This window comes from Streptomyces atriruber (assembly GCF_001418325.1).
GTDB lineage: Bacteria > Actinomycetota > Actinomycetes > Streptomycetales > Streptomycetaceae > Streptomyces > Streptomyces atriruber.
Genome location: NZ_LIPN01000037.1, coordinates 1 through 25,431 on the forward strand (window position 1 = coordinate 1; position 25,431 = coordinate 25,431).

General features: G+C 72.2%; 20 protein-coding genes and 1 pseudogene. 14 read left to right on the forward strand and 7 right to left on the reverse strand.

The annotated features are described in order from the left end of the window. The coding region (locus AOK03_RS04490; RefSeq protein ID WP_055563831.1) for an ABC transporter permease subunit at window positions 1–1,899 on the reverse strand (1,899 nt) is incomplete at its 3' end. Between the two features lie 4 nt (window positions 1,900–1,903). After that, window positions 1,904–2,449 (reverse strand): hypothetical protein, encoded by a 546-nt coding sequence (locus AOK03_RS04495; RefSeq protein WP_055563857.1) that lies wholly within the window; start codon window positions 2,447–2,449, stop codon window positions 1,904–1,906. A 147-nt stretch (window positions 2,450–2,596) separates the two neighbouring features. Here AOK03_RS04495 and AOK03_RS04500 point away from each other — a divergent pair, with 147 nt between their 5' ends. From AOK03_RS04500 to AOK03_RS04520, 5 genes are all read left to right on the forward strand, one after another. Then, entirely contained in the window at window positions 2,597–3,175 is a 579-nt protein-coding gene (locus tag AOK03_RS04500; RefSeq protein WP_208609498.1) for an MTB12 C-terminal domain-containing protein, read from the forward strand. Continuing rightward, window positions 3,150–4,445 (forward strand): ABC transporter substrate-binding protein, encoded by a 1,296-nt coding sequence (locus AOK03_RS04505; protein WP_055563832.1) that lies wholly within the window; start codon window positions 3,150–3,152, stop codon window positions 4,443–4,445. Before AOK03_RS04500 ends, AOK03_RS04505 begins: the two co-directional genes overlap by 26 nt. Before the next feature lie 163 nt (window positions 4,446–4,608). Further along, complete coding sequence (locus AOK03_RS04510; RefSeq protein WP_055563833.1) at window positions 4,609–5,871, forward strand: glycosyltransferase family 4 protein; 1,263 nt, start codon at window positions 4,609–4,611, stop codon at window positions 5,869–5,871. Further along, window positions 5,868–6,740 (forward strand): hypothetical protein, encoded by an 873-nt coding sequence (locus AOK03_RS04515; RefSeq protein ID WP_055563834.1) that lies wholly within the window; start codon window positions 5,868–5,870, stop codon window positions 6,738–6,740. Before AOK03_RS04510 ends, AOK03_RS04515 begins: the two co-directional genes overlap by 4 nt. Before the next feature lie 79 nt (window positions 6,741–6,819). Continuing rightward, a complete protein-coding gene (locus AOK03_RS04520) occupies window positions 6,820–7,896 on the forward strand; it encodes a WYL domain-containing protein (protein ID WP_079074475.1) in 1,077 nt (358 codons plus the stop codon). A gap of 1 nt (window position 7,897) precedes the next feature. Here the strand turns inward: AOK03_RS04520 and ctaD are convergent. After that, window positions 7,898–9,529 (reverse strand): annotated as a pseudogene (ctaD, locus tag AOK03_RS04525) (aa3-type cytochrome oxidase subunit I); the annotation flags it as partial. A 354-nt stretch (window positions 9,530–9,883) separates the two neighbouring features. On the opposite strand from ctaD, the gene AOK03_RS04530 reads away from it, so the two are divergent. Further along, a complete protein-coding gene (locus tag AOK03_RS04530) occupies window positions 9,884–10,099 on the forward strand; it encodes an I78 family peptidase inhibitor (RefSeq protein WP_055563835.1) in 216 nt (71 codons plus the stop codon). Window positions 10,100–10,232: 133 nt separating this feature from the next. On the opposite strand, the gene AOK03_RS04535 is transcribed toward AOK03_RS04530, so the two are convergent. Beyond that, complete coding sequence (locus AOK03_RS04535) at window positions 10,233–11,255, reverse strand: phosphatase PAP2 family protein (RefSeq protein WP_055563836.1); 1,023 nt, start codon at window positions 11,253–11,255, stop codon at window positions 10,233–10,235. Window positions 11,256–11,503: 248 nt separating this feature from the next. Next, the gene (locus AOK03_RS04540; protein ID WP_055563837.1) at window positions 11,504–12,652 is read right to left on the reverse strand and encodes a mannosyltransferase family protein; all 1,149 of its coding nucleotides are present in this window, start codon (window positions 12,650–12,652) and stop codon (window positions 11,504–11,506) included. A 229-nt stretch (window positions 12,653–12,881) separates the two neighbouring features. On the opposite strand from AOK03_RS04540, the gene AOK03_RS04545 reads away from it, so the two are divergent. Together AOK03_RS04545 and AOK03_RS04550 are read left to right on the forward strand one after the other, a co-directional pair. Continuing rightward, window positions 12,882–14,513, forward strand: coding sequence for an MFS transporter (locus AOK03_RS04545; RefSeq protein ID WP_055563838.1), 1,632 nt, complete (start codon window positions 12,882–12,884; stop codon window positions 14,511–14,513). Between the two features lie 288 nt (window positions 14,514–14,801). Continuing rightward, window positions 14,802–15,998, forward strand: a complete 1,197-nt coding sequence (locus AOK03_RS04550; RefSeq protein ID WP_055563839.1) for an acyl-CoA dehydrogenase family protein — start codon at window positions 14,802–14,804, stop codon at window positions 15,996–15,998. Window positions 15,999–16,042: 44 nt separating this feature from the next. On the opposite strand, the gene AOK03_RS04555 is transcribed toward AOK03_RS04550, so the two are convergent. Beyond that, window positions 16,043–16,492 (reverse strand): cell division protein SepF, encoded by a 450-nt coding sequence (locus tag AOK03_RS04555; RefSeq protein ID WP_055563840.1) that lies wholly within the window; start codon window positions 16,490–16,492, stop codon window positions 16,043–16,045. 291 nt (window positions 16,493–16,783) lie between these two features. Between AOK03_RS04555 and AOK03_RS04560 the strand changes: the two genes are divergently transcribed. Next, window positions 16,784–18,082, forward strand: coding sequence for a DUF5685 family protein (locus tag AOK03_RS04560; protein WP_208609500.1), 1,299 nt, complete (start codon window positions 16,784–16,786; stop codon window positions 18,080–18,082). A 20-nt stretch (window positions 18,083–18,102) separates the two neighbouring features. Here AOK03_RS04560 and AOK03_RS04565 read toward each other — a convergent pair whose 3' ends face one another. Continuing rightward, window positions 18,103–19,062, reverse strand: coding sequence for an ABC transporter substrate-binding protein (locus AOK03_RS04565; RefSeq protein ID WP_055563842.1), 960 nt, complete (start codon window positions 19,060–19,062; stop codon window positions 18,103–18,105). A gap of 516 nt (window positions 19,063–19,578) precedes the next feature. Between AOK03_RS04565 and AOK03_RS04570 the strand changes: the two genes are divergently transcribed. The 5 genes from AOK03_RS04570 to AOK03_RS04590 are packed head-to-tail and all read left to right on the forward strand — an operon-like array spanning window position 19,579 to window position 25,428. Next, the gene (locus tag AOK03_RS04570) at window positions 19,579–20,445 is read left to right on the forward strand and encodes an amino acid ABC transporter permease (RefSeq protein WP_055563843.1); all 867 of its coding nucleotides are present in this window, start codon (window positions 19,579–19,581) and stop codon (window positions 20,443–20,445) included. Next, complete coding sequence (locus AOK03_RS04575) at window positions 20,442–22,223, forward strand: FAD/NAD(P)-binding protein (protein ID WP_055563844.1); 1,782 nt, start codon at window positions 20,442–20,444, stop codon at window positions 22,221–22,223. The genes AOK03_RS04570 and AOK03_RS04575 overlap by 4 nt, the downstream gene beginning before the upstream one ends. 34 nt (window positions 22,224–22,257) lie before the next feature. Then, window positions 22,258–23,010: an amino acid ABC transporter ATP-binding protein gene (locus AOK03_RS04580; RefSeq protein ID WP_107097920.1), complete on the forward strand. Its 753-nt coding sequence runs from the start codon at window positions 22,258–22,260 to the stop codon at window positions 23,008–23,010. Between the two features lie 10 nt (window positions 23,011–23,020). Beyond that, entirely contained in the window at window positions 23,021–24,130 is a 1,110-nt protein-coding gene (locus tag AOK03_RS04585) for an LLM class flavin-dependent oxidoreductase (RefSeq protein WP_055563846.1), read from the forward strand. Continuing rightward, window positions 24,127–25,428 carry an NtaA/DmoA family FMN-dependent monooxygenase gene (locus tag AOK03_RS04590; RefSeq protein ID WP_055563847.1) on the forward strand — a complete coding sequence of 434 codons (1,302 nt, stop codon included), beginning with the start codon at window positions 24,127–24,129 and terminating at the stop codon, window positions 25,426–25,428. Before AOK03_RS04585 ends, AOK03_RS04590 begins: the two co-directional genes overlap by 4 nt. Window positions 25,429–25,431: the final 3 nt, after the last annotated feature.

A 25,431-nucleotide genomic window follows, 5' to 3' on the forward strand; every position in this document is an offset into this window, starting at 1 on the left:
GGTGGGGGCGGCGGCTCTGGCCGCCGTTGCCAGGGACGCGCGGGCCCGTTCGCCCGCGGGGGTGAGGCGCGGCGTGCGGCGGAGTCGGCGCGTGGCCGCGCGCAGCGCGTCGTACGGGCCGCCGGGGAAGCGGCCGATGAGGACCGCGAGGAGACCGATCACCGCGGCCGCCACACCGCCCCGCGTCCCCGCGTCCAGGCCGACCAGGAGGGCCGCCGCGGCCAGGGCGCCGAGGACGCTGTCCGAGCCGAGGACCACGATCGCGGCGAACCACAGGAGGCCGCGGACGGGGTCGTACGCCCCCGCGTCGAACGCCCGTTGGCCCATGGCGAGCATCCCGCCGCCGAGCGCCGCGAGCGCCGCCCCGGTGCCGAAGGCGGCCAGTTTGAGCGCCGGGACCGGCACCCCCGCCGCCGCCGCGCCCGCCTCATGGTCCCGCATCGCCGCGAGCGCCCGCCCCGTACGGCCCCGGCGCAACGCCGTGACCAGGACCAGCGCCCCGGCCAGCAGGACGAGTTCGAGGACGTAGTACGCGCGGTCGCCCGCGAAGCCCGCGGGGCGGTCCAGGGTCAGGCCCGACGTCGCGTACGGCTGGGTGAAGACGAAGCGGCTGACGCCCACGCCGACCGCGAAGGTCGCGAGCGCCAGGGCCAGGCCGTGCCGGCTGATCGCGGGCCGGCCGGTGAGCAGCCCCAGGGGCGCGACGAGGAGGACCGCCACGATCAGGGCGGGCAGGTGCGGGAGCGCGGGGAAGCCGGGGAAACGGCCTGCCGCCAGGAGGGCCGTGAACAGGGCGCCCAGGCCCGCGTACGCCGCCTGGCCGAGCGAGATCTGACCGCCCCTGCCCGTGACGATCACCAGCGACAGCAGGATCACCGCAAGGGCCGGGACCTGGACCGCGGTCGTCAGGTCCGAGCCCGCGAAGCCGAGCGGCAGCAGGAAGAGCACCGCCGCCACGATCCAGGCGCCCGAGGGCGTCGGGACGCGGGCCGTCGCGGTGCGGGGCAGCGCGTCCTTGGTGCCGACGCCCGGCAGGATCAGCGCCGCGACCAGCAGGGCGATCACGAAGAGGTTCGCGCTCGCGGTCTGCAGGAGCTGCTCCGGCCGCCCACCGGGGTGCAGGCGCGTCAGCTGGCTCTGTGCCACGCCCAGGCCGAGGGCGACCGCCACGGCGACGGGCAGGCTGCGCATGCCGGCCACCACGGCCACCGCCACCACCTCCATGACCAGCAGCGGCATGCCGTACGGGTCGAGGCGTACGTAGGGGGCGAGCAGGACGCCGGTGAGGCCCGCGGTGAACGAGCCGAAGGTCCAGCCGGCCGCGGCCACCCGGTCCGCGTCGATGCCGGAGAGCACGGCGAGGCCTCGGTTGTCGACGACCGCGCGCAGCTCGCCGCCGAACCGGGTCCAGCGGGTCAGCGCGGCCACCGCGACGGCGAGGGCGACGGCCGCGCCCAACTGGGACCAAGGGTCGGCGGAGAGCAGCTCCGGCGCGTCGTCACGGGCGCCCGGACCCCAGCAGAGGGCCGCCCCGCCGACGAGCAGGACGAAGAGGCCGATCGAGGCGACCAGGGTCTGCGCCGGATCTCCCCCGGAACCGGCCGCCTGGGGCGAACCCCGCCCGTGTACCGCCAGCGGACGGAAGACCGCGCGGTCGAGCAGCAGGCCGATGCCGGGCGCGACCAGGAGCAGGGTGACGGCCGCGGCGAGGGGGAGCGGCCAGTGCCATTCGACCGTCAGCTGGCGCAGGGCGTAGGCGCAGAGCATGGCGATCGCGCCGTGCGCGAAGTTGAGGACGCCGGTGGCGCGGTAGGTGACGATCAGTCCGATGCCGGTGAGGGCGGCCGCGCTGCCGACCGAGAGCCCGGCCAGCGTGAGGTCGTAGCTCAGGGATGCCACCGGGTCAGTGCTCCGGGGCGGGCACGGGGCCGGACGACGGATCGCCGGGCTCCGGAGGGCGCCGCGGTTCGCAGATCGGGCACGGGGCGAGAGCCTGTGCCGACAGGACCGTGGCGTCCGCGGGGACCGCCTCCGGTTTGCCCGCGACCAGCGCGCAGTCCGCACGGTGCCAGAGCGTTCCGCCGGGGACCATGAGGAGCGTGCCGTCGCCCGCCGCGGGAGCCGGGGTCCGCTCCCCGGCCGCCACGGGCTCCGTGGCGACCAGGAGTCCGTACAACTCCTCGACGCACGCCGCCGCGAGGGCGCTCCTGCCGTGGGTGAGCAGCAGTGCGCCCGCGACGATCAGCGCGGCGCCCGGCACCGTGCAGGACGCGAGGTAGGGCAGCTGCCGCTCGGCGAACCGTTCCCCCGAGACGCCGTACCAGCCGATCACGCAGAGCACGGCACCGGCGGCGAGCGAGGCGAAGGCCGCCCACAGCACGGGGTGCACGGCGCGCAGGCGTGCCGGGCCGGACGCACCGGTCGTCCGAGCTGTCCGATCCGCCCGCATCGAGGCCCCCTGGGACACGTCGTCGGTCACATCAGTGACGTCGGTGGGCTGTCCATGTCAGCCGATGGATTGCACTATGCCTTCTGGAAGCCGACCCTGAAAGCTCCGGGCCCGCACGGTCCGGACCGATACCCGGTGGTGAGCCAGATGGTTCTCGGGAGCAGCCCAAGGCGGGGGACGTACCGCGGGCGGGGAAGGGCGCGGAGCGCGGTGCTGGCGGCCGCCGCGGTCCTGCTGATCGGACCGGCCGCCGTGGCCTGCGGCGACGACAGCGGGGGCGGGGACGCCGCCACACCGCCCGAGCCGTCCGTGGAGAAGACCACCGAGCCCGCCGAGAAGGGCGGTTCCGCCTCCGCGTCCGCCCCCGCCGACCCGGCGGCAGCGAAGAAGGAGGTCACGGAGAACTGGGAGAAGTTCTTCGACCCGAAGACGTCGCTGAAGGAGAAGGAGACCGTTCTGGAGAACGGCGCCGAGATGCGCGACGTCCTGGAGAGCTTCAGCGGCGACGAGCGGGGCAAGCAGGTCGCGGCGGACGTGACGAAGGTCGGGTTCGGCTCGGCGACGGAGGCCGACGTGACGTACGCGCTGACGCTGAAGGGCGCCACCGCGCTGCCCGACGCCTCGGGCACGGCCGTCGACGAGGACGGCACCTGGAAGGTCTCCGTCAAGACCCTCTGTGCCCTGGTGAAGCTGAGCGGGAATGCGTCGCCCGGTCCGGGCTGCTGAAGCGCTGCTCGTCGTCGCGGTCCTGATGGCGGGCGCGGCCTGCGGGAGCCGGCTGCCCGAGAGCGACTTCGAGCGGCGCGGCACGGCGCGGGCCCCCGTCGGGGGAGCGCCGGTCAGGGTCGGCATCATCACCAGCGCGACCAGTCCGGTCGGCGGGGCCGCGTTCACCGGGCCGCGCGACGGGGCCAAGGCCTACTTCGACCGGCTGAACGAGCGCGGCGGCATCGGGGGCCGCAAGGTCGAGGTGCGCACCTGCGACGACGGCGGCAGCGGCGTCGGCAACAACGACTGCGTGCACCGGCTCGTCGAGGAGCAGCAGGTCGTCGCGCTCGTCGCCACGTCCGCCCTGGACTACGCGGGCGCGGCCCGTGTCTCGCGCGCGGGCGTGCCCGACATCGGGGGACAGCCCATCGGGCCCGCGTACGACACGTATCCGCATCTGTACGGGATCTACGGCAGCCTCGCCCCGCGCAACGGCAAGCCGGGCTGGGACGGCAAGCTGTACGGCGGGACCGAGGTCTACCGCTACTTCAAGCGGGAGCAGGGCGCGCGGACCGCCGCCGTCGTCTCCTACAACCAGGCCGCGTCCGCCGCGTACGCCCGGCTCGTCACCCGGGGCCTGAAGGCCGAGGGCTACGAGGTGGTCACCGAACAGGTCGACTTCGCGCTGCCCAACTTCCGGGCCGCCGCGGCCGACCTGAAGGAGCAGGGCGCCGACCTGGTCTTCGACGCGATGGACACGCACGGCAACGCCCGGCTGTGCGAGGCGATGGACGACGTCGGCGCGAAGGTCACCGCCAAGGTCACCAATGTGCAGAACTGGACCTCGACCGTCGGCGACGACTACAAGGACGCGCCCCGCTGCCGCAACGCCCTGTGGGCCACCGGGTCGAGCAGGAACTACGAGGACACCGATCATCCGGCCGTGCGGGAGTTTCGCGCGGCCCTGCGCGGCAAGGCGCTCTCCCAGTGGCAGCTGGAGGGCTGGGCCGCCGCCATGTGGTTCACCGACGCCGCGAAGTCCTGCCTGAGCGGCAGCGGCGGGGACGTCACGCGCGCGTGCGTGGACCGTTTCATGGGCCGGTACGAGCCGTATTCCGCGCGGGGACTGCTGGTGCCCGTGACGTTCGAGCGCCGGGCGGAGCCGCCGGGGACACGCAGGACGTGTGTGTCCGTCGCCCGCTGGAAAGACGGTGACGGCTGGGTCACTCAGAGCGGTGACATGGACGACAACTGCTTCGTCGTACCCCAGCTCGCCTACCAGCCTTGATGCGGGGAGTCGCAAAAAGGTTCCCATTCTTGGCTACCGATCACGCATCTGTTCGGGAACAGGATGGTGAGGAAACCCAACCCTTGGCCAGGAATCCCCGTCTAACCCTGCGGTAGGCGGACGAGGGGGACTGTCCGCATGGAAGCGCGGAATACGGGGACGCATGCACATCTCTTTCCTCATTCACAACGCGTACGGAATCGGAGGGACGATCCGGACGACGTACAACCTGGCAAACACGCTGGCCCAGCAGCATGATGTCGAGGTCGTATCCGTCTTCCGGCACCGCGACGAGCCGGTCTTCGCGCCTGACCAGCGCGTCCGACTGCGCCACCTCGTCGACCTGCGCAAGGGGACCGCCGGCTACGAGGGCCAGGACCCCGAGCACCTGCGTCCCGCCCGTACGTTCCCCAGCGCCGAAGGACGCTACGAGCAGTACAGCGCGCTCACCGACCGGCGCATCGCCGACCATCTCTCGGGCGTCGACGCGGACGTCGTCATCGGCACCCGGCCCGGGCTCAACGTGCACCTCGCCCGCCAGACCGCGCGCGGCCCGCTGCGCGTCGGCCAGGAGCACCTCACGCTCGACAGCCACAGCAAGGAACTCCGCCGCCAGCTGCGCAGCGTCTACCCCCGCCTCGACGTCCTGACCACGACGACCGAGGCCGACGCCCGCGCGTACACCCGCAAGATGCGGCTGCCCGGCGTGCACGTCCAGGCCGTGCCGAACCCCGTCCCCGCGCCCGGCATCGAGCCCGCCGACGGCTCCCACAAGTGGGTCGTCGCGGCCGGCCGGCTCGCCCCCGTCAAGCGGTACGACCTGCTGATCAGGGCCTTCGACAAGGTGCGGCGCGAGCGCCCCGACTGGCGGCTGAGGATCTACGGAGGCGGCAAGCAGAAGGACAAGCTGCGCGCCCTGATCGACGAGCTCGGCCTCTACAACCACGTCTTCCTGATGGGCCCCGCCCACCCGATCGAGCCCGAGTGGGCCAAGGGCTCCATCGCCGCTGTCACCTCCAGCCTGGAGTCCTTCGGCATGACGATCGTCGAGGCGATGCGCTGCGGGCTGCCCGTGGTCGCCACCGACTGCCCGCACGGACCCGGCGAGATCATCGACAACGGCGTCGACGGGCGCCTCGTCGAGGTGGGCAACGCCGACGCCATCGCCGGCGGGCTGCTCGAACTGATCAACAACGACTCGCTCCGGCAGCGGATGGCGGGCGCGGCGCTCCAGGACTCCGAGCGCTTCGACCCGGAACGCATCGCCGAGCGCTACGACGACATGTTCACCGGGATGCTCGCCCGGGGCAGCTCGCTGGGGGGCCGGATGCGCGGCTCCCTGCACCGCACGCGAGGCGCGCTGCTCGGGGGCGCGTACGCCGTGCGGGATCTCGGCCGCGCACAGACGAAGGGATCGACCGTATGACGGCCTTGGCCACCTCGCAGGCGTCGCACGCCGGAGACGACCAGGAGGCGTCGGAGGCGCCGCGTGCCGACTGCATCGCGGACTCCGCCGGGGGACTCACGTTCGACGTCACCGACCCCGGTGAGCCGGGCACGGAGGAGGTGGCCCACCTCCTGCTGCGACGACGCGACGCCGACTCCGCCGAGGACGACGTGCGGCTGCCGCTCACCCCGTCGGGGGACGGCAGGCTGCGGGCCGCGCTGCCCAGCAGCGTCGAGCTCGCCGAGGGCCGCTGGAACGCGTACGCGCAGGTGGCGGGCGGCGAACCGCGGCGTCTGATGCCGGGCGTGAACGACCTGCGCTCGCTGGTCGACCGCGCGCCCAGCGGCAGCCGCGGCCACGTCGCGGTGCGCATCCCGTACGCGACGAAGCAGGGCAACCTCTCGGTGCGCAGCTGGCGCCGCGCGCCGCACGCCGAGACCGGCGAGGTGGAGATCACCGGCACCGCCATGACCGTGCAGGGCCGGGTGTACGGCACCGCGCTCACCGGCGCCGCGTACGTCGAGGCCGTCCGGCGCGACGAGCCGGACCTCGCCCTCCGGGGCGACGTCACCGCCGAGGGGCCCGCGTTCTCCTTCGCGCTGCGGTACGGCCCGCTCGCCGAGCACGGGGCAGGCCCCTGGGACCTGTGGCTGCGGCCGGCCGGTGAGAGCGGTCCGCGGGTGCGCCTCGCCCGGCTCCTGGACGACGTCCCGGACAAGAAGGCGATCTTCACGTACCCGGTCGTGCCGTGCGCGACGGCGGAGCACGGCACGCTGGAGGCGGGCCCGTACTACACGCTCGACAACGACCTGTCCGTGCGGATCCGCGAGGCGAGCGGCAAGGGGTAGCCCGACAACCGACCCCCAAGAGCCACCCGGCCGGTATCGCGGACCGCAGCTGTCCTCGATCACCGGCACAATCACGTCCATGTTGGAGACCTCGGCACGACTGCTCCGCCTGCTCTCCCTGCTGCAGGCCCACCGCGACTGGTCCGGCGCGGACCTCGCCGACCGGCTCGGCGTCACCCCGCGCACGGTCCGGCGCGACGTGGACCGGCTGCGCGAGCTCGGCTACCCCGTGAACGCCAGCCCCGGCACCGGCGGCGGCTACCAGCTCGGCGCGGGGGCCGAACTGCCGCCGCTGCTCCTGGACGACGACGAGGCGGTCGCGGTCGCCGTCGGTCTGCGGACCGCCGCGGGACAGGGCATCGAGGGCATCGGCGAGACCTCGGTCCGCGCGCTCTCCAAGCTCGAACAGGTGCTGCCGAACCGGCTGCGCCGCCGCGTCGGCGCCCTGAACGCGTTCACCGTGCCGTTGCTGCGCGCCCCGCAGCCGCGGGGCGTCGACCCGGCGGTCCTCACCGAACTCGCCGACCTCTGCCGGGACTCGGAGCGGCTGCGCTTCGACTACCGCGACCACGGGGGCAGCCCGACCCGCAGGACGGTGGAGCCGCACCGCCTGGTCTGCACCGAGCGCCGCTGGTACCTGGTGGCCTGGGACCTGGACCGCGAGGACTGGCGCACGTTCCGCGCGGACCGCATCGAACCGCGGCCGCCGCACGGCCCGCGCTGCGCGCCGCGCACCCCGCCCGCCGACGACCTCGCCGCCTATGTCGCGAAGGGCGTCTCCACGCGCGCGTACGCCGAGCGGGCGGTGGTCAGGCTCTTCGTCCCGCTCAAGGAGGCGGCCCAGCGGATCTCGCCCGCCGACGGCACCCTGGAGGCCGAGACCGCGGAGACCTGTCTGCTGCGCACGGGCGCGACGAGCCTGGACGTGATGGTCTTCCACGTGCTGTTCATGGGCATGGAGTTCCAGGTCGTCGAGCCCGCCGCGCTCACCGAACGGATCGCGTCGTCCAGGGACCTGCTCAGCCGGGCCCTGGACCGGGGTGGTCCGTCTGCGGATCCTCGGGCACCCGGTCCGCGTCCCGCGCCGCGAACGCCGCGTACTCCGGATGGTGCAGATCGAACGCCGGGGACTCCGAGCGGACCCGGGGCAGCGTGACGAAGTTGTGCCGCGGGGGCGGGCAGGAGGTCGCCCACTCCAGCGAGCGGCCGAAGCCCCAGGGGTCGTCGACCTCGACCTTCTTGCCGTACTTCGCGGTTCTCCAGACGTTGTAGAGGAACGGCAGCGTGGAGAGGCCGAGCAGGAACGCCCCGATCGACGAGACGGTGTTGAGCACCGTGAAGCCGTCCGCCGCCAGGTAGTCCGCGTACCGCCGGGGCATGCCCTCGGCGCCCAGCCAGTGCTGGACGAGGAACGTCGTGTGGAAGCCCACGAAGAGCGTCCAGAAGTGGATCTTCCCGAGCCGCTCGTCGAGCATCTTGCCGGTCAGCTTCGGCCACCAGAAGTAGAAGCCGCCGAACGTCGCGAAGACGACGGTGCCGAACACGACGTAGTGGAAGTGCGCGACGACGAAGTACGTGTCGGTGACGTGGAAGTCGATGGGCGGCGAGGCGAGCAGGACGCCGGTCAGCCCGCCGAAGAGGAAGCTCACCAGGAAGCCGACCGCCCACAGCATGGGTGTCTCGAAGGACAGCGAGCCCTTGAGCATCGTGCCCGTCCAGTTGAAGAACTTCACGCCCGTCGGGACGGCGATGAGGAAGGACATGAAGGAGAAGAACGGCAGCAGGACCGCGCCGGTGGCGAACATGTGGTGGGCCCAGACGACCACCGAGAGACCGGTGATGGCCGTCGTCGCGCCGACCAGCGGCAGATAGCCGAAGATCGGCTTCCGGCTGAAGACAGGGATGATCTCCGTGATGATGCCGAAGAACGGCAGCGCGATGATGTAGACCTCGGGATGCCCGAAGAACCAGAAGAGGTGCTGCCACAGCAGCGCGCCGCCGTTCTCCGGGGCGAAGACGAGCGAGCCGAACCGCCGGTCCGCCTCCAGGACGAGCAGTGCGGCGGCGAGCACGGGGAACGCGATCAGCACCAGGATCGACGTGAAGAGCACGTTCCAGGTGAAGATGGGCATGCGGAACATGGTCATGCCGGGCGCCCGCATCCCGATGATGGTGGTCAGGAAGTTCACCGAGCCGAGGATCGTGCCGAAGCCGGAGAGCGCGAGCCCCATGGTCCACAGGTCGGCGCCGATGCCGGGCGACCGCTCCATGCTGTTGAGCGGGGCGTACGCGAACCAGCCGAACGCGGCGGGCCCGCTCGGCACGATGAGCGAGCCGAGGACCATCAGGCCGCCGAAGAGGAACAGCCAGTACGAGAGCATGTTCAGCCGCGGGAAGGCGACGTCGGGCGAGCCGATCTGCAGCGGCATGATCTCGTTGGCGAACCCCGCGAACGTGGGCGTCGCGAAGAGCAGCAGCATGATCGTGCCGTGCATGGTGAAGGCCTGGTTGAACTCCTCGTTGCTCATCAGCTGCAGCCCGGGGCGGGCCAGTTCGGACCGCATCAGCAGGGCCAGCACTCCGGCGATCAGGAAGAAGACGAACGAGGTGATCAGGTAGAGGTGGCCGATCTTCTTGTGGTCCGTGGTGGTCAGCCAGTCCACGACGATCCGGCCGGGGCGCCGATCCCGCACCGGTGGTTCGGCCGCCCGTGCAGTTTCGGTCCCCATCGCCCGCCCCTTCGCCATCGCGTCCCGGGCCCGCCCGAAGCCTGTTCGAAGCCCACCCATGATGCTCGCGTCGCCCCGGCTCCGACAGAGGGCGAGCCGGAATGGCGAATTCCCCCACGCGCCGTCACCTCCCGTGCGACGGCCGGGATTCGGAAATGCGGAGGAGTCCCAAACGGGCCGCGATCTTATTCGGACCGGCAATTTCCGGGAGCGCGGGAGAACCCTTCCGGGTGATGTGAGGACACTCGTGAATTACGTCGGTACAAGTACGGAACCGCCCATACGTGTGACGGAGTTCGACCGAAACGCACGTCGTGATCCTGTGACAAAAGCGTGACCGGAGAGGTATCGGTGACCCATGGTGCACGCCTCCCGGCCTTCCCCGCCGGGGCCGTGCCGCCTAACGTGGCGGGCATGGCACCTATCCCGACCCCTCCCGCAGAGCCCCAGGACAGCCCGGACGGTTACGTGGGCCTGCCGGCCGACGGCGCCGAGCGACAGGCGCGCGAGCGCGGCTGGTCCACCGTCAGGTCGTTGCAGCCGGGCGCGATGATCACGATGGAGTACCTCGCGGGGCGGCTCAACTTCGAGGTCAAGGACGGCGTCGTGGCGCGCTGCTGGAAGGGCTGAGCCCCGCCCCGGCGGTGTGACACGGCGGAGAACACGAGAACGCACACGGCAGAAGGCCCCGGTTCCGCAACGGAACCGGGGCCTTCGCGGTGCGGGGGATGGGCTGTGCGTACCGGCCCCCGCCGTCCGTGGGTCAGCCGCCCGCCACCGGGCGGGCCGACGGGGTGCCGCGCGACACGCGGTCGGGGTGCGGCGGGCGGCGGCTGCCCGCCGGGGTGACCGGGGTCCGCTCGGAACGGGCCGTGTGCGGTCCGGGCGCCAGATAGGCCGGGGGGCGTGCGCCGCGGGCGGCCGCGACCGGCTCGCGCACGGGCCCGTCGCCGTCGGGGGCCGAGCGCTGCGGGACCATCGCGGGGGCGCCGACCGGCGAGGGCTCCGGCACCGTGATGATGCCGGTGCGGCGGGCCCGCCAGGCCTCGCGGACGCTGAAGATCACGGCCTCGACCCGGGCGATCAGCGACTCGAACCAGGGCAGCGCGAGCAGGATGAGCAGGCCGGCGGCCCAGCCGAGGAAGACGTCGCTCAGCCAGTGCGTACCGAGGTAGACGGTGGTGAGGCCGACGCTCAGCGAGACCACCGCGGAGAGCGCCGACAGATAGCGGCGGGTGCGCGGGGTCGAGGCGAGATAGGCCAGGATTCCCCAGGTCACGACGGCGTTGGCGGTGTGGCCGGAGGGGAATATATCGCCGCCGAGCCACATCTCGTTCGAGCCGATCACGGTCGCGTAGTGCGGGCCGAGGCGGCCCATGCCGATCTTGGCGGCGCCCACGGTGATGTTGAGCAGGAGGAGGGCGGCGCCGAACATGAGGAGCGGGCGCAGCGTGTGCTGCCGCCAGGAGCGCCAGCCGAGCCAGGCCGCGACCATCACGGCCGTCGGGCCGCGCTGGCCGAGGACGACCCAGTAGTCCAGGAAGGCGTGGATCTCCGGCCACTGCTGGTAGGGCCGGAAGAACATGACCTGCCAGTCGAACCGCACCAGCCACGAGGTGGTCAGCACGGCGACGACGATGGCCAGGTAGAAGGCCAGGGTCGCGCTGAAGAGCACGACCCTGTGCCGGCTCATCCTCGGTACATCGAGGTGGGCCGGTCGTTCCGGCTCACGGTCCAGCCGGGCGAAGACCCGGTCAAGACGGGTGAGGTTTCGTTCGGTACGCACCCAATCGACGTTACAGCGAGTGAGTGCGGCACTAGGCCGAATCAGTGGCTTTGTGATGACGATGTGATGTGGGATTGATCTCAGGCCGGGGTTTATTCCTGAGGTTTGTTTATTCCGCACCGACCTGCTTAGGCAATTGGTTGATCATTTCCGGCGCCGTTTTATGGCCCTTATGAATTCGTTCACCGGGTCCTGGTGTGGAATTTCCCGTTCGATCATCGAGGGGCATGGAAATGATCATGACGTGATCAGGGCGGGCCCGAGCCGTGCAGCCAGAACGCCCCGTAGACCGCGCTCGCCACGGCCACGACCCCGAGGACCGTCGCCGACCTGGACGTACGCAGCCGGGCGAGCGCCACGGCGATCGGCAGCAGGAGCGGGAAGGCGGGCATCAGGAGCCGCGGCTTCGAGCCGAAGTAGCCGGCCGCGCAGAGGGCGAGCACGACGACGATGCCGCAGTAGACGAGCAGCGGCAGCGGCTGCTTGCGGCGTACGCACAGGACGTACAGCCAGATGACCAGGCCCACACCGACGATGAGACCGAGGCCCGCGAGGGCGCCGGGCACGGAGGTGAACTTCTCCCCGACGAAGCGCACGAACGCATAGCCGAAGTCGAAGCCGTTGCCCCAGCCCGCCTGGACGTCGAGATAGCCGAAGAGACCGCCGCCGGTGCGGTGGCCGACCCAGAGCACATAGGCCGCGGCGCCCAGCGGGGCCAGGGCCACCCCGAGGAGCATGCGCCGATCCGTCCGGCGCTCCCGGTACACCTGGACGGCGGCCGCCGCCCAGATCGCGGCGACCACCGCCGCGCCCACCGGCCGGGTCAGCCCCGCGCAGGAGGCGAGCACGCCCGCCGTCACCCAGCGCCCCCTGAGCACCGCGTACAGCGACCAGGCGGCGAGCGCCGTGAACAGGGACTCGCTGTACGCCATCGACTGCACGATGCCGACCGGCAGCACCGCCCACAGCGCGGCCGCGCAGATCCCGGCCCGCCGCCCGTAGAGATGGTCGGCGACCGCGAAGATCCCGGCGGCGGCGAACAGCGACGCGAGCCAGCTCACCACCAGACCCGCGTCGGCGTACGACAAGGGGCTGATCGCCGAGACGAGCCGCTCCAGCCAGGGCAGCAGCGGGAAGAACGCCAGGTTCGAGTGGACGCTGCCGTCCGGGAGCGTCACTTCCCAGCCGTATCCGTGCTCGGCGACGCGGGTGTACCAGAGCGAGTCCCAGCGGGCGGTCAGCAGCGTGTGCGGGCTCTTGCCCGCCGCCGCGCCCCAGACCGCGAGCACGGCGACGCCCAGCGCACGCACCCCGGCGTACACGAGGAGCGCCGGCGCCGCGCGACGGAGCACAGGGCCCGCCGGGGGTGGCGAGAGGCGTTGATCAAGATCGGTCACGAGCTCGATTATCGGCCGTGGGGGGAACCGGACGCCGCCACGGGGCGTGGTCGAAGGGCGGGGGCGTGGCGCATGCCACATCACATCCGTACAACCGTGAGAGGTCCGCCACGCGTCACGGGCGAGGACTCGCGTACTCTGACGGCTCACTCGCCTTGTCCGTGCCGCCGGAGCTGGGAGTTCTCATCCCGCGGGCCGCCGATGCGAGGGACCACTGGGAGGTACGCACATGTCCGGGACGACCACGGCCGCAGCATCGCAGGGCCGTCGGGGATCCGGGGCCGGTGCCGGGGCCAACCGCTGGGTCGTGCTCGTCGTCCTCTGCGTCAGCCTGCTGCTCGTCGCCGTCGACGCCACCGTGCTGCACGTCGCGGTGCCCGCGGTCACCGAGGACCTGAAGCCCGGCGCCATCGAACTGCTGTGGATCGTCGACATCTATCCACTGGTCTGCGCCTCGCTCCTCATCCTCTTCGGCACGCTCGGCGACCGCGTCGGCCGCAGACGCGTCCTCCTCCTCGGATACGCCCTCTTCGGCGTCGCCTCGGCGATCGCGGCCCTCGCGGACAACGCGCAGGTCCTCATCGCGGCCCGCGCGCTGCTCGGCGTCGGCGGCGCGATGATCATGCCCGCGACCCTGTCGATCCTGCGTCAGGTCTTCCCCGACCGCCGCGAGCGGGCCGTCGCCATCGGCCTGTGGAGCGCGGTGGCCGCGGTGGGCGCGGCCGTCGGGCCGCTGCTCGGCGGGTTCCTCCTGGAGCACTTCTGGTGGGGCTCGGTCTTCCTGATAAACATCCCGCTCATGCTGGTCAGCCTGCCCATCGGCCGCTGGCTGCTGCCGGAGTCGACCGGTGACAGGAACGGGCCGTGGGACGTGGTCGGCGCGTTGATGGCCGCGGCCGGGCTCTTCGGCCTCGTCCTCGGCGTGAAGCGGCTCGGCGGCGGGGAGGACCCGCTCGGCCTCACGACCCTGCTCTCCCTCGGCGCCGGCGGCGCCCTGCTCATCGGCTTCGTGCGCAGACAGCGGCGGCGCAAGCATCCGCTGGTCGATCTGTCGATGTTCGCGCGGCCCGCGTTCAGCACGTCGGTCGGCTGCATCGTCCTGGCGATGCTCGCCCTCGTGGGCCTCGAACTGATCGCCGCGCAGTACCTCCAGCTGGTGCTCGGCCTCTCCCCGCTGGAGACGGGCCTGCGCCTGCTGCCCCTCACCATCGCCGCGATGGCCGCGGGCCTCGCGGGTTCGAAGATGCTCAGCGGTCTGGGGCCGCGCGCGATGGTCTGCGCGGGCTTCTGTCTGACCGCGTTCGCCGTGGTGCTGCTCACCGGCATGGGCGGCCACGCCAACGACGCGCTGCTCCTCACCGGCTTCGTGCTGCTCGGCTTCGGCCTGGAGACCACCCTCTTCGGTGCGTACGAGTCGATGCTGAGCGAGGCCCCGCAGTCCCAGGCGGGCGGCGCGGCCGCGATCGGCGAGACGTCCTACCAGCTCGGCGCGGGCATCGGCATCGCGCTGCTCGGCAGCGTGATGAACGCGGCGTACGCGCCGGGCCTCTCCTCGGTGCACGGGGTGTCGGCGGCGGACAGCGCCGCGGCGGGCCACTCGCTCGGCGAGGCGTACGAGGTCGCTGCGCGGGTCGGCGGCGGGGCGGGGGACGCGCTGCGGAGCGCGGCGCGGGACTCCTTCGTGCACGGGCTGCATGTGACGTTGCTGGTCAGTGCGGGGCTGCTGCTGCTCGGGGCGGTCGCGGCGCTGAAGCTGCCGCGGGGGATGGAGTGCGGGGCGCCTGCGGCGCGGCCCGAGCAGGGAGTGCCTGCGCCTCGGGACCCTGCGCGGGTCGGCGCGGGCTCGTCCGTGGACGTCTGAACCCCCGGTTCTTGTTCGGGTGCGGGTGGTCTGTGGGGGGTTGCGCAGTTCCCCGCGCCCCTAGAAGTGCCCGCCCCGGGTTCTTCGTCGGGTGCGGGCTGTCGGTGGCTGGTCGCGCAGTTCCCCGCGCCCCTAAAAGCATCCGCCCCCAGTTCCCCGCGCCCCTCGAGCGTGTGGCCGCACGCCTGGCGGGGGCGGTCCGCTCTGGACGTGGGGGAGACTGCGTCGTAACGTCAGCGCGAGCCGTAGCTAACTACCACTGCTAGTTTTGTGCCGCCGGAGGCCCGCATGTCCGCAAGCGCCCGCACCCCGCTGCCGCCCTTCGACCCCACCGACCCCCTCGGCATCGACGACCTCCTCGACCCCGAGGACCTCGCGATCCGGGACACCGTCCGCACCTGGGCGACCGACCGGGTCCTGCCGCACATCGCCGACTGGTACGAGAAGGGCGAGCTGCCCGGCATCCGGGAGCTGGCCCGCGAACTCGGATCCATCGGCGCGCTCGGCATGTCCCTGCAGGGCTACGGATGCGCGGGCGCCAGCGCCGTGCAGTACGGCCTCGCCTGCCTGGAGCTGGAGGCCGCCGACTCCGGGATCCGCTCCCTCGTCTCCGTGCAGGGCTCCCTCGCCATGTACGCCATCCACCGCTTCGGCTCCGAGGAGCAGAAGCAGCGCTGGCTGCCGGGCATGGCCGCCGGCGAGATCATCGGCTGCTTCGGTCTGACCGAGCCGGACCACGGCTCCGACCCGGCGTCCATGCGGACGCACGCCAAGAAGGACGGGACGGACTGGGTCCTCACCGGCCGCAAGATGTGGATCACGAACGGCTCGGTGGCCGGGGTCGCCGTCGTCTGGGCGCAGACCGACGAGGGCATCAGGGGATTCGTCGTCCCCACCGACGCGCCGGGCTTCTCGGCGCCCGAGATCAAGCACAAGTGGTCGCTGCGCGCGAGCGTCACCAGCGAGCTCGTCCTCGACGAGGTGCGGCTGCCCGCGGACGCCGTGCTGCCCGAGGTCGTCGGCCTCAAGGGCCCGCTCAGCTGTCTCTCCCACGCGCGCTACGGCATCGTCTGGGGTGCCATGGGAGCGGCCCGCTCCTCCTTCGAGGCGGCCGTCGACTACGCGCGCAGCCGCGAGCAGTTCGGCCGGCCCATCGGCGGCTTCCAGCTCACCCAGGCGAAGATCGCCGACATGGCGGTCGAGCTGCACAAGGGCATCCTGCTCGCCCACCACCTGGGGCGGCGGATGGACGCGGGCAGGCTGCGTCCCGAGCAGATCAGCTTCGGCAAGCTCAACAACGCCCGCGAGGCGATCGAGATCTGCCGCACGGCCAGGACCATCCTGGGCGCCAACGGGATCTCGCTGGAGTACCCCGTCATGCGGCACGCGACGAACCTCGAGTCCGTGCTCACCTACGAGGGCACGTCCGAGATGCATCAGCTCGTACTGGGCAAGGCGCTCACCGGTCTCGACGCCTTCCGGTGACCGGTCCGGGACCGTCCCGGGGGCTCCGGTGAGCGGCCCTGCCCCTAGCTCTGGTTGAAGAAGCCGTCCGACGCGCGGTTCGCGGCCTCGCCGTTGACGATCTGCGTGTCGGCGGGCGTGAGCAGGAAGACCCGCGTGGCCACGCGCTCGATCGAACCGCGCAGGCCGAAGGTGAGGCCTGCCGCGAAGTCGACCACGCGCTTGGCGTCGGTGGGCTCCATGGCCGTGAGGTTCATGATGACCGGGACGCCGTCCCGGAAGAGCTCACCGATGCGGCGCGCGTCCCGGAAGCTGTCCGGGGTCACGGTCCCGATCCGGTGTTCCTGGTCCGGGGCCGCCTCGCTCGCCACCCGCACGCGCGGGTCGGTGACCCAGGCCTCCGGCTGGTCGGGCCCTTCAGTCCGGTCGTCTTCGTAGCCGTCGTCGTAGTAACGCTCGTCGTTGTTGTCGTCGACGAGGCCAAGCCAGGCACTCGCCTTGCGCACCGATCCCATGGACGCCTCCTCTCGCAGCGGTTTCCCTGAATTCCGCATCCCTATCGTCGTCCATGATGCGGATGATGCGCCAAGTGGATAGTCGCCGCGCGGGGTTTTCGTGACGGTACTGGTGCAGAGTCAACACGCCGATGTGCGGTGCGCTCCAAGGGTCGTGCTGTGTACGGCTGCTGACAGTGAGTGAAATATGATTCTTCACGGCGTATGGGTGACGGCCGGTGCGTACGGGTGAACGGGGCCCTCGCTACGATGCCGGGGTTGATCACACACGGGCCTCTCGGGGGAGTCGTCTTGTTCGGAATCGTCAGGCCCTGCAGCCATCGCCTCGGCGAGGGTCTCAAGACCCAGTGGATGGCGCACCTGTGCGGGCTCTGCCTCGCACTGCGCGGTGACCACGGGCAGTTCGCGCGGGTCGTCACCAACTACGACGGTCTCATCATCTCGGTTCTGACGGAGGCTCAGGCCGAGCGGTCGACCGGGTGGCGGCGCACCGCGGGGCCCTGCCCGCTGCGGGGGATGCGGACCGCCTCCGTGGCCCAGGGGGAGGGGGCACGGCTCGCCGCCGCCGTCTCGCTGGTGCTCGCGTCGGCGAAGGTCCGTGACCATGTCGTCGACGGGGACGGGATCCTGGCGCGCAGGCCGGTGGCCGTCGCCGCCCGGCGCGTGGCCAGGAACTGGGACAAGGCGGGCGCGCGGACCGGCGCCGATGTGGGGTTCGACACGGCGGTCCTGGTCGACGCCGTCGAACGGCAGGCCGGAGTCGAGGCCTTGGCGGGCCCCGGCACCTCGCTCCTCGCGGTCACCGAGCCGACGGAGACCGCGACCGCCGCGGCCTTCGCGCACACCGCCGTGCTCGCCGGGCGGCCCGGCAACGCGGCGCCGCTCGCCGAGGCGGGCCGACTCTTCGGCAGGCTCGCGCACCTCCTCGACGCCGTGGAGGACAAGGCGGCTGACGCCGCGTCGGGCGCGTGGAACCCGCTCACCGCGACCGGCACCTCACCGGCCGAGGCGCGGCGCCTGGCCGACGACGCGCTGCACGGCATCCGGCTCGCGCTGCGCGATGCCGAGTTCACCGACGGCAAGCTGGCGCACCTCCTGCTCGCGCACGAGCTGGGCAGGTCGATCGACCGGGCCTTCGGCACCGACGCGTGCGGGCACGCGCATGAGGTGACGGCACATCAGGGCGGGTCCTTCGGGCCGCCGCAGGGCGGCGGGTACGGTGCTCCGCCGCAGGGCGGGCCTTACGGCGGCGGCAATCCGTACGGGGACGGCAATCCGTACGGCGGTGGCAATCCGTACGGGGGCGGGGCCCCCGGTGGTCCCGACGGGCCGGTGGGTCCCGGTGGCCCCGGTGGCTTCGGCGGCGGGCCCGCCTTCGAACCGCAGCCGCCGAAGCCCGGCAAGCGCGGCTTCTGGGCGGGGTGCGCCGTCGCCATCGGGCTCTGCTGCACCTGCAAGGTGTGCTGCGCCGACCACTACGAAGGCCCCTGGTCCCGCAAGAAGCGCGAGGGCTGCTGCAACAACTGCGACTGCGACTGTGGCTGCTGCGGCATCTGCGAGTGCTGCTCCTGCTGCGACTGCGGGCTGTAGCCGGGGCGTGTGACCGTCCGTCAGTCCTTGATCTCCGGGGGTGAGATCTGTGACTTCTCGATCGCGGAGCCCTGTGTGCCCCACTTCTTCAGGATGCGGTCGTACGTGCCGTTCTTGATCAGCCGGTCGACCGCGGCCCGGAACGCGGGTGCCAGCTTCGTGTCCTTCTTGAAGGCGAAGCCGACGTCGAGCCGCCGGTACTCGCCGAGGAACTTCAGGCCTTCCTGCTGTTTCACGGCGTAACGCAGGCCGTTGATGGTGGACATCACCACGTCGGCGCGGCCCTGCTGCAGTGCGGCCCAGATCGCGCCCTGCTCGGCGTACGTCTTCACGCTGTAGGGCTTCTTGCCCGCCTCCTCGCAGACGTGCTTGTTGTCCTCCAGGGTGACCTCGAAGGTGGTGCCCGCGCCGGTCGCCACGTTCAGGCCGCACAGCTGCTCGAAGCCGGTGACCTTCTTCAGCTCGCTGTCCTTGCGGACGGCGAACCCCTGGCCGTCGTTGATGTACGTGACGAAGTCGATGGTCTTCCGGCGTTCGTCGGTCACGCCGAAGTTGCCCGTGCCCAGGTCGTACTTGCCGCTGCCCAGGGCGGGCAGGATCGCCTCGAAGCTCGCGGCCTCCCGCTTCAGCTTCAGGCCGAGGGTCCTGGCGACCGCGTCCGCGAAGTCGATGTCCTGGCCGACGATCGTCCTGCCGTCCTCCAGGTAGAGCGCGCCGGGCGGCGTGCCGCCGACGGAGGAGGCGATGGAGAGCGAGCCCCGGTCGCGTACGTCCGCGGGCAGCAGCTTCGCCGCGGCCTCGTCCTTCCGGACCGACGAGACGACGTCCGCGGTCGGGATGTCGGCGCTCCTGCCCGCGGGGGCGGCCCCGCCCGCGGTGTCCGCGGCGTCGCCCGAACCGCAGCCGGTCAGTGCGAGGGTGGCCGCGGTGATCAGGGCGAAGGCCGCCGGGATACGGCGGGAATGCGGGGGCTTGCTCATGGTGTGACGTTCTCCAGCTCGGCAGGGCAGGGCAGGGCAGGGCAGGGCAGGGTGCAGCGGTCGTGCGAGGGGAGGGGTGCCGTGCGCTCGTGAGGCAGGGAGCGGCGGCGTACGCGTGTGAAGGCGGGAGCGACGGCGTGCGGGTGCACGGGCGTCGTGCGAAGAGCGCAGGGTGCCGACCCCGGACAGGGGGAGCGGGCTCAGCGGACGCCGAGCGGGCTCAGGGGTGCGTGAAGCGCAGGGGGTCGGCTCAGAAGGACATCAACAAGACGCCGACCACACTCGACCGAAGTCGATGTGGGAGCGCGTGACCAGCCACTGCTGCGGATGCATGGGCCAAGTGGAGCAGGCATCCGTTTCCGCGTCAACTGCCGTGAGACGTAAGGCTCACATCCTGGACAGCCTTGACAGTGCGTGTGAGGGGCACCGTAATCTCGGGACGGATCGTGCTGAGGGGCTCGGTCCGTGTGAAGGCATCACCCGTGTTCGATCTTCTGTATCCACGGAGCCTTCCGCATGTCTTCCGACACCCTCGCCAAAGTGGCAACCGCTCCCGAGCCCCGGGATCCCCCCGAACCCTCCGACGAGCCGCGCATCGTGCCCCGGCCCCGCGCGGGCCAGTGGACGGCGGCCGTCGCCGTCCTGGTCCTGCTCGCGCTGGTCGTCAACTCCGTCGTACGCAACGAGGCGTTCCAGTGGGACGTCGTCGCCGACTACTTCACCTCGGCGTCCGTGCTGCGCGGCCTCGGGCTCACGCTCTGGCTGACCGCCCTCGTCATGGCGCTCGGCTTTGCCCTCGGCACGCTCCTCGCCCTGGGCAGGCTCTCCGCCAACCCCGTTCTGCGGGCGGTGAGCTGGGGATACGTCTGGTTCTTCAGGTCGATGCCGATCCTGGTGCAGCTGCTGTTCTGGTTCAACATCGGGGCGCTGTACCCGCAGCTGTTCGGCGTGAAGACGGTGAACCTGCTCGGCCCGGTCACCATCGCCGTCATCGGGCTCACCCTGCACGAGGCCGCGTACGCCGCCGAAGTGGTGCGCGGCGGGATCCTCTCCGTGGGCCGCGGGCAGACCGAGGCCGCGCAGTCCCTCGGCCTCGGGCGGTGGCGCAGGTGGCGGCGGATCATCCTGCCGCAGGCCATGCGGTCCATCGTCCCGCCGGCCGGGAACATGTTGATCGGCACCCTCAAGGGCACCTCGATCGTCTCGGTCATCGCCGTGCAGGACCTGCTCTACTCCGTGCAGCTGGTCTATCACCGCACCTACCAGGTCATCCCGCTGCTCATGGTCGCCACCATCTGGTACGTCGTGGTGACCTCGGTGCTCAGCGTCGGCCAGTACTACGTCGAGCGGCACTACGCGCGGGGTTCGGAGCGTGCCCGGTGAGGCGCTCCCTGGTGATCGTCGGGGCGGGCCCGCGCGGCACCGGCATCCTGGAGCGGATCGCCGCGAACGCCCCCGAGCTGTACGACGGTTCGGGGCTCGACATCCACCTCGTCGACCCCTACCCGCCGGGCGGCGGCCGCATCTGGCGCCACGACCAGTCGCCGCTGCTCTGGATGAACTCGCAGGCCCAGGACGTGACGATGTTCACCGACGCCACGGTGGAGGTGACGGGTCCCGTCCTGCCGGGCCCCGCCCTGCACGAGTGGACCGGCCACGACGGGCGGTCCTTCCTCGGCCGCCGTGAGCAGAGCGCCTACCTGCGCTGGGTGTACGAGAAGGCCGTCGCCGCCCTGCCCGAGGGCGTCGTCGTCCACCACCACCGGCGCAGGGCGCTGCGCGTCACCGGTGCCCGCGGCTCCCGCCAGGAGGTGGTCGTCGAGGGCGTCGAGAAGCCCCTCGCCGCCGACCTCGTCATCCTGGCCATGGGCCATCTGGACGCCGAACTCGACCGGGAACAGGCCGAGTTGGCCGCGTACGCCGAGCGTGCGGGGCTCGTGCACCTGCCGCCCGACTTCACCGCCGACAGCGATCTGTCCCGGCTGGCGCCCGGCGAGCCCGTCATCGTGCGCGGCTTCGGCCTCGCCTTCGTCGACCTGATGGTGCTGCTCACCGAGGGCCGCGGCGGGCGGCACGTAGGGGACACGTACCACCCCTCGGGCCGCGAGCCCGTCCTGTACGTCGGCTCGCGGCGCGGCGTCCCCTACCACTCGAAGATCGGCTACGACTGGGCGGGCGAACGGCCGCCACTGCCCCGCTACTTGGGGCCGGAGGAGATCGATGAACTCCTCGCGCGGCCCGCGGGGTTCGACTTCCGGCGGGACGTCTGGCCGCTCGTCGAGAAGGAGCTCGGCTTCGCCCACTACCACCGCCTGTTCACCGGGCACCCCGAGCGCACCCGGACCGCCTGGACGGACTTCGACGAGAAGTACGCGGCCTGCGCTCCCGGCAGCCCCGAACTGGACGCCCTCGTCGCCTCCGCCGTGCCCGACCCCGCCGACCGGCTCGACCTGACGGCCCTCGACCACCCCCTGGCCGGGGTGCGCCACACCTCGTACGCGGCGCTGCAGGACGGGCTGCGCGGCCACATCGCCGACGACCTCGCGCGTCGGCACGACCCCGGACACAGCCCCGACCTGGCCGTCTTCCTCGGGCTGCTCTCCGTGTACGGGCAACTGGTGCGGCTCGGCGACGTGGGCACCTGGTGGCACGGCTTCTTCAGCTACCTCGCGTCCGGGCCGCCCGGCCCCCGGCTGCGCCAGCTGCTCGCGCTCTCCCGCGCCGGAGTCGTGCGGTTCCTCGGCGCGGACGTCCGGGTCACCGCCGAGGACGGCGTGTTCAGGGCCCACAGCCCCACCCTGCCGGGACACGTCACCGAGGCCCGCGCGCTCGTCGAGGCGCGGCTGCCGCAGCCCACCCTCGCCCGCACCCGCGACCCGCTGCTGCGCGCCCTGCATGCCGAGGGCGCCGCCTCGACCGCCGCCGGGCTCCTCGCCGTCGACCCGGCCGACGGACGGGTGCTCGACCGGGCGGGCGTGCCGCATCCGCGCCGCTTCGCGCTCGGCCCGCACACCGACGCGCGCGGCGCCGGAGCGTTCACCCGGCCGCGCACCAACAGCCCCACCTTCCGGCAGAACGACGCCACCGCACGCGCCGTACTCGACTTCCTGCGCACCGCCACGACCCGAGGAACCCGACGAGCCCATGCCCCTGTCCAGTGAAGCCCTTGATACCCCTGACGCCCCTGATGCCCCCATGGTCGAAGTCCGTGCCGTGCACAAGTCCTTCGGCTCCCTCCATGTGCTGAAGGGGGTCGACCTGCGGGTCGGCAGGGGCGAGGTGACCGTCGTCCTCGGCCCGTCCGGATCCGGCAAGTCCACCCTCCTGCGCACCATCAACCACCTGGAGAAGGTCGACGCGGGACGGGTCGCCGTCGACGGCTCCCTCATCGGATACCGGCGCTCCGGCGACAAGCTGTACGAGCTGCGCGAACGCGACGTGCTCAAGCAGCGCACCCGGATCGGCTTCGTCTTCCAGAACTTCAACCTCTTCCCGCACCTGACCGTGCTGGAGAACATCGTCGAGGCGCCCGTCTCCGCGCTCAAGCGGCCGCGTGCCGCCGCCGAGCGGGCCGCGCGCGAGCTCCTGGCACGCGTCGGCCTCGCCGACAAGGCCGACGCCCACCCCGAGCAGCTCTCCGGCGGACAGCAGCAGCGCGTCGCCATCGCCCGCGCGCTCGCCCTGGAGCCGAAGCTGCTTTTGTTCGACGAGCCGACCTCGGCCCTCGACCCCGAACTGGTCGGCGAGGTCCTCGATGTCATCAAGGACCTCGCCCGGCAGGGCACCACGATGATCGTCGTCACCCACGAGATCGGCTTCGCCCGCGAGGTGGCCGACACCGTCGTCTTCATGGACGACGGCCGCGTCGTCGAACAGGGCGCCCCCGCCGACGTACTCGACAGGCCGCGCCACGACCGCACGCGCGCCTTCCTCTCCAAGGTCCTCTAGGAGCCTTCGCATGACTGCCTCGCACACCACCCCAGCCGCGGCGACCGGCCCCGGCCCGCTCCACCTCGCCGTCGCCATCGACAGGACCGGCGCCCCCGACGCCTACGCGGCCGACTCCTACGCCGAGTCGGCGCTGCTCGCCGAGCGCGGGGCACTGGACTTCGTGACGCTCGGGGACTCCTTCGCGCGCTCCGGGCCCGACGCGCTCGCCGTGGCCGCGAGGATCGCGCCCCGCACCGGACGCATCGGACTCGTGCCGACCGTCACGACCACGCACACCGAGCCGTTCCACGTGCAGGCCGCCGTGGCGACCCTGGACTGGGTCAGCCACGGGCGGGCCGGCTGGACGCTCGACGTGTCGACGACCGAGGCCGAGGCCAGGCTCTTCGGGCGGCGCCGTGCCGCGCCGCGCGAGGCGCTGTGGCAGGAGGCCGGTGAGGTCGCCGACGTCGCCGCCCGGCTGTGGGACAGCTGGGAGGACGACGCGGAGATACGGGACGTGGCGACCGGCCGCTTCATCGACCGGGACAAGCTGCACTACACCGACTTCGAGGGCCGCTCGTTCTCGGTGCGCGGGCCCTCCATCGTGCCCCGGCCGCCCCAGGGCCACCCGGTGCGGGTCGTCGACGCGACCGCGCCGCAGGCCCGCGAGACCGCCGCCCGGCATGCGGACGTCGCCCTCGTGCGCGCCGCGTCCGCCGAACGGGCCGCGGTCGCCCGGGCCGAACTGCGCGGCCTGGCGGCCCGGTTCGGGCGCGACCCGCGGACCCTCCTGGTGTTCGCCGCCCTCGACGTCGACCTCGGCGGCGGCGAGCACGCCGCGGAGCCGGGGCACGGCGGCGGTCCGCTGCCCACCGCGGAGGGCCCCGCCTACCGCGGCGGGCCCGTCGACCTGGCGGAGCTGATCGCCGACTGGCACCGCGCGGGCGCCGTCGACGGCTTCCACCTCACGCCCGCCGAGCCGCGCCGTGACCTGGAGCGGCTCGTGAACGGCACCGTCGCGCTGCTCCAGCACCGCGGCCTGTTCCGCACCTTCTATCCGGGCAGCACGCTCCGCGAACACCTGGGGCTCGCCCGGCCCGTCAACCGATACGCCGCGCTCACGGGGGAGTCCGCATGACACAGCGAACCAAGCAGATCCACCTGGCCGCCCACTTCCCCGGGGTCAACAACACCACCGTCTGGTCCGACCCCAGGTCCCGCTCGCACATCGACTTCTCGTCCTTCGCCGCGCTCGCCCGCACCGCCGAGCGCGGCCTCTTCGACTTCTTCTTCCTCGCCGAAGGGCTCCGGCTGCGCGAGCACAAGGGGCGGATCCACGACCTGGACGTCGTCGGGCGGCCCGAGTCGCTCACCGTCCTGACCGCGCTCGCCGCCGTCACCGAGCGGCTCGGCCTCGCGGGCACCGTCAACGCCACCTTCAACGAACCCTTCGAGCTGGCCCGCAGGTTCGCCTCGCTCGACCACCTGAGCGCCGGCCGCGCCGCCTGGAACGTGGTCACCACCTCGGACGCGTTCACCGGCGAGAACTTCCGGCGCGGCGGCTACCTCGACCGCGCCGACCGCTACACCCGCGCCGCCGAGTTCCTGGCGACGGCCCGCGAGCTGTGGGACTCCTGGTCGCCGGAGGGCAGGCCCCGCCCCTTCGCGCACCGGGGGCGGCACTTCTCGATCGAGGGCGAGTTCCCCGTGGCGCGCTCCCCGCAGGGCCACCCCGTCGTGATCCAGGCGGGCGACTCGCCGGAGGGGCGGGAGTTCGCCGCGTCCGCCGCCGACGTCATCTTCACGCGACACGGCACACCGGAGGCCGGTCGGGAGTTCTACGCCGACGTGAAGGGCCGCCTCGCCAAGTACGGGCGCTCCGCCGACGACCTGAAGATCATGCCCGGGGTCACCTTCGTCCTCGGCGACACCGCCGCCGAGGCACAGGAGAAGGCCACCGAGATCCGCCGCGCGCAGGTCTCCCCGCAGAACGCGATCCTCGCCCTGGAGCAGGTCTGGGGCGTGGACCTCTCCGCGTACGACCCGGACGGACCGCTGCCCGACATCGACCCGGATCCGCAGTCGCAGCTCGTCCAGGGCCGGGTGAAGATCGCCGACCCGCTCGCCGTCGCCGACAGATGGCGGGCGCTGTCCGAGGCCAAGGGGCTCTCCATCCGCCAGACCGTCATCGAGACCACGGCCCGCCAGTCCTTCATCGGCACCCCGGACCAGGTCGCCGCCGACCTGACGGAGTCCGTGCGCACCGACGCCGCCGACGGCTTCATCCTCGTGCCGCACCTCACCCCCGGCGGGCTCGACGACTTCGTCGACAAGGTGGTGCCGCTGCTGCAGGAGCGCGGCGCGTACCGCACGGACTACGAGGGCACGACACTCCGTTCCCACCTCGGGCTGCGCGAGCCGGTGTGGAAGGGTTGATCA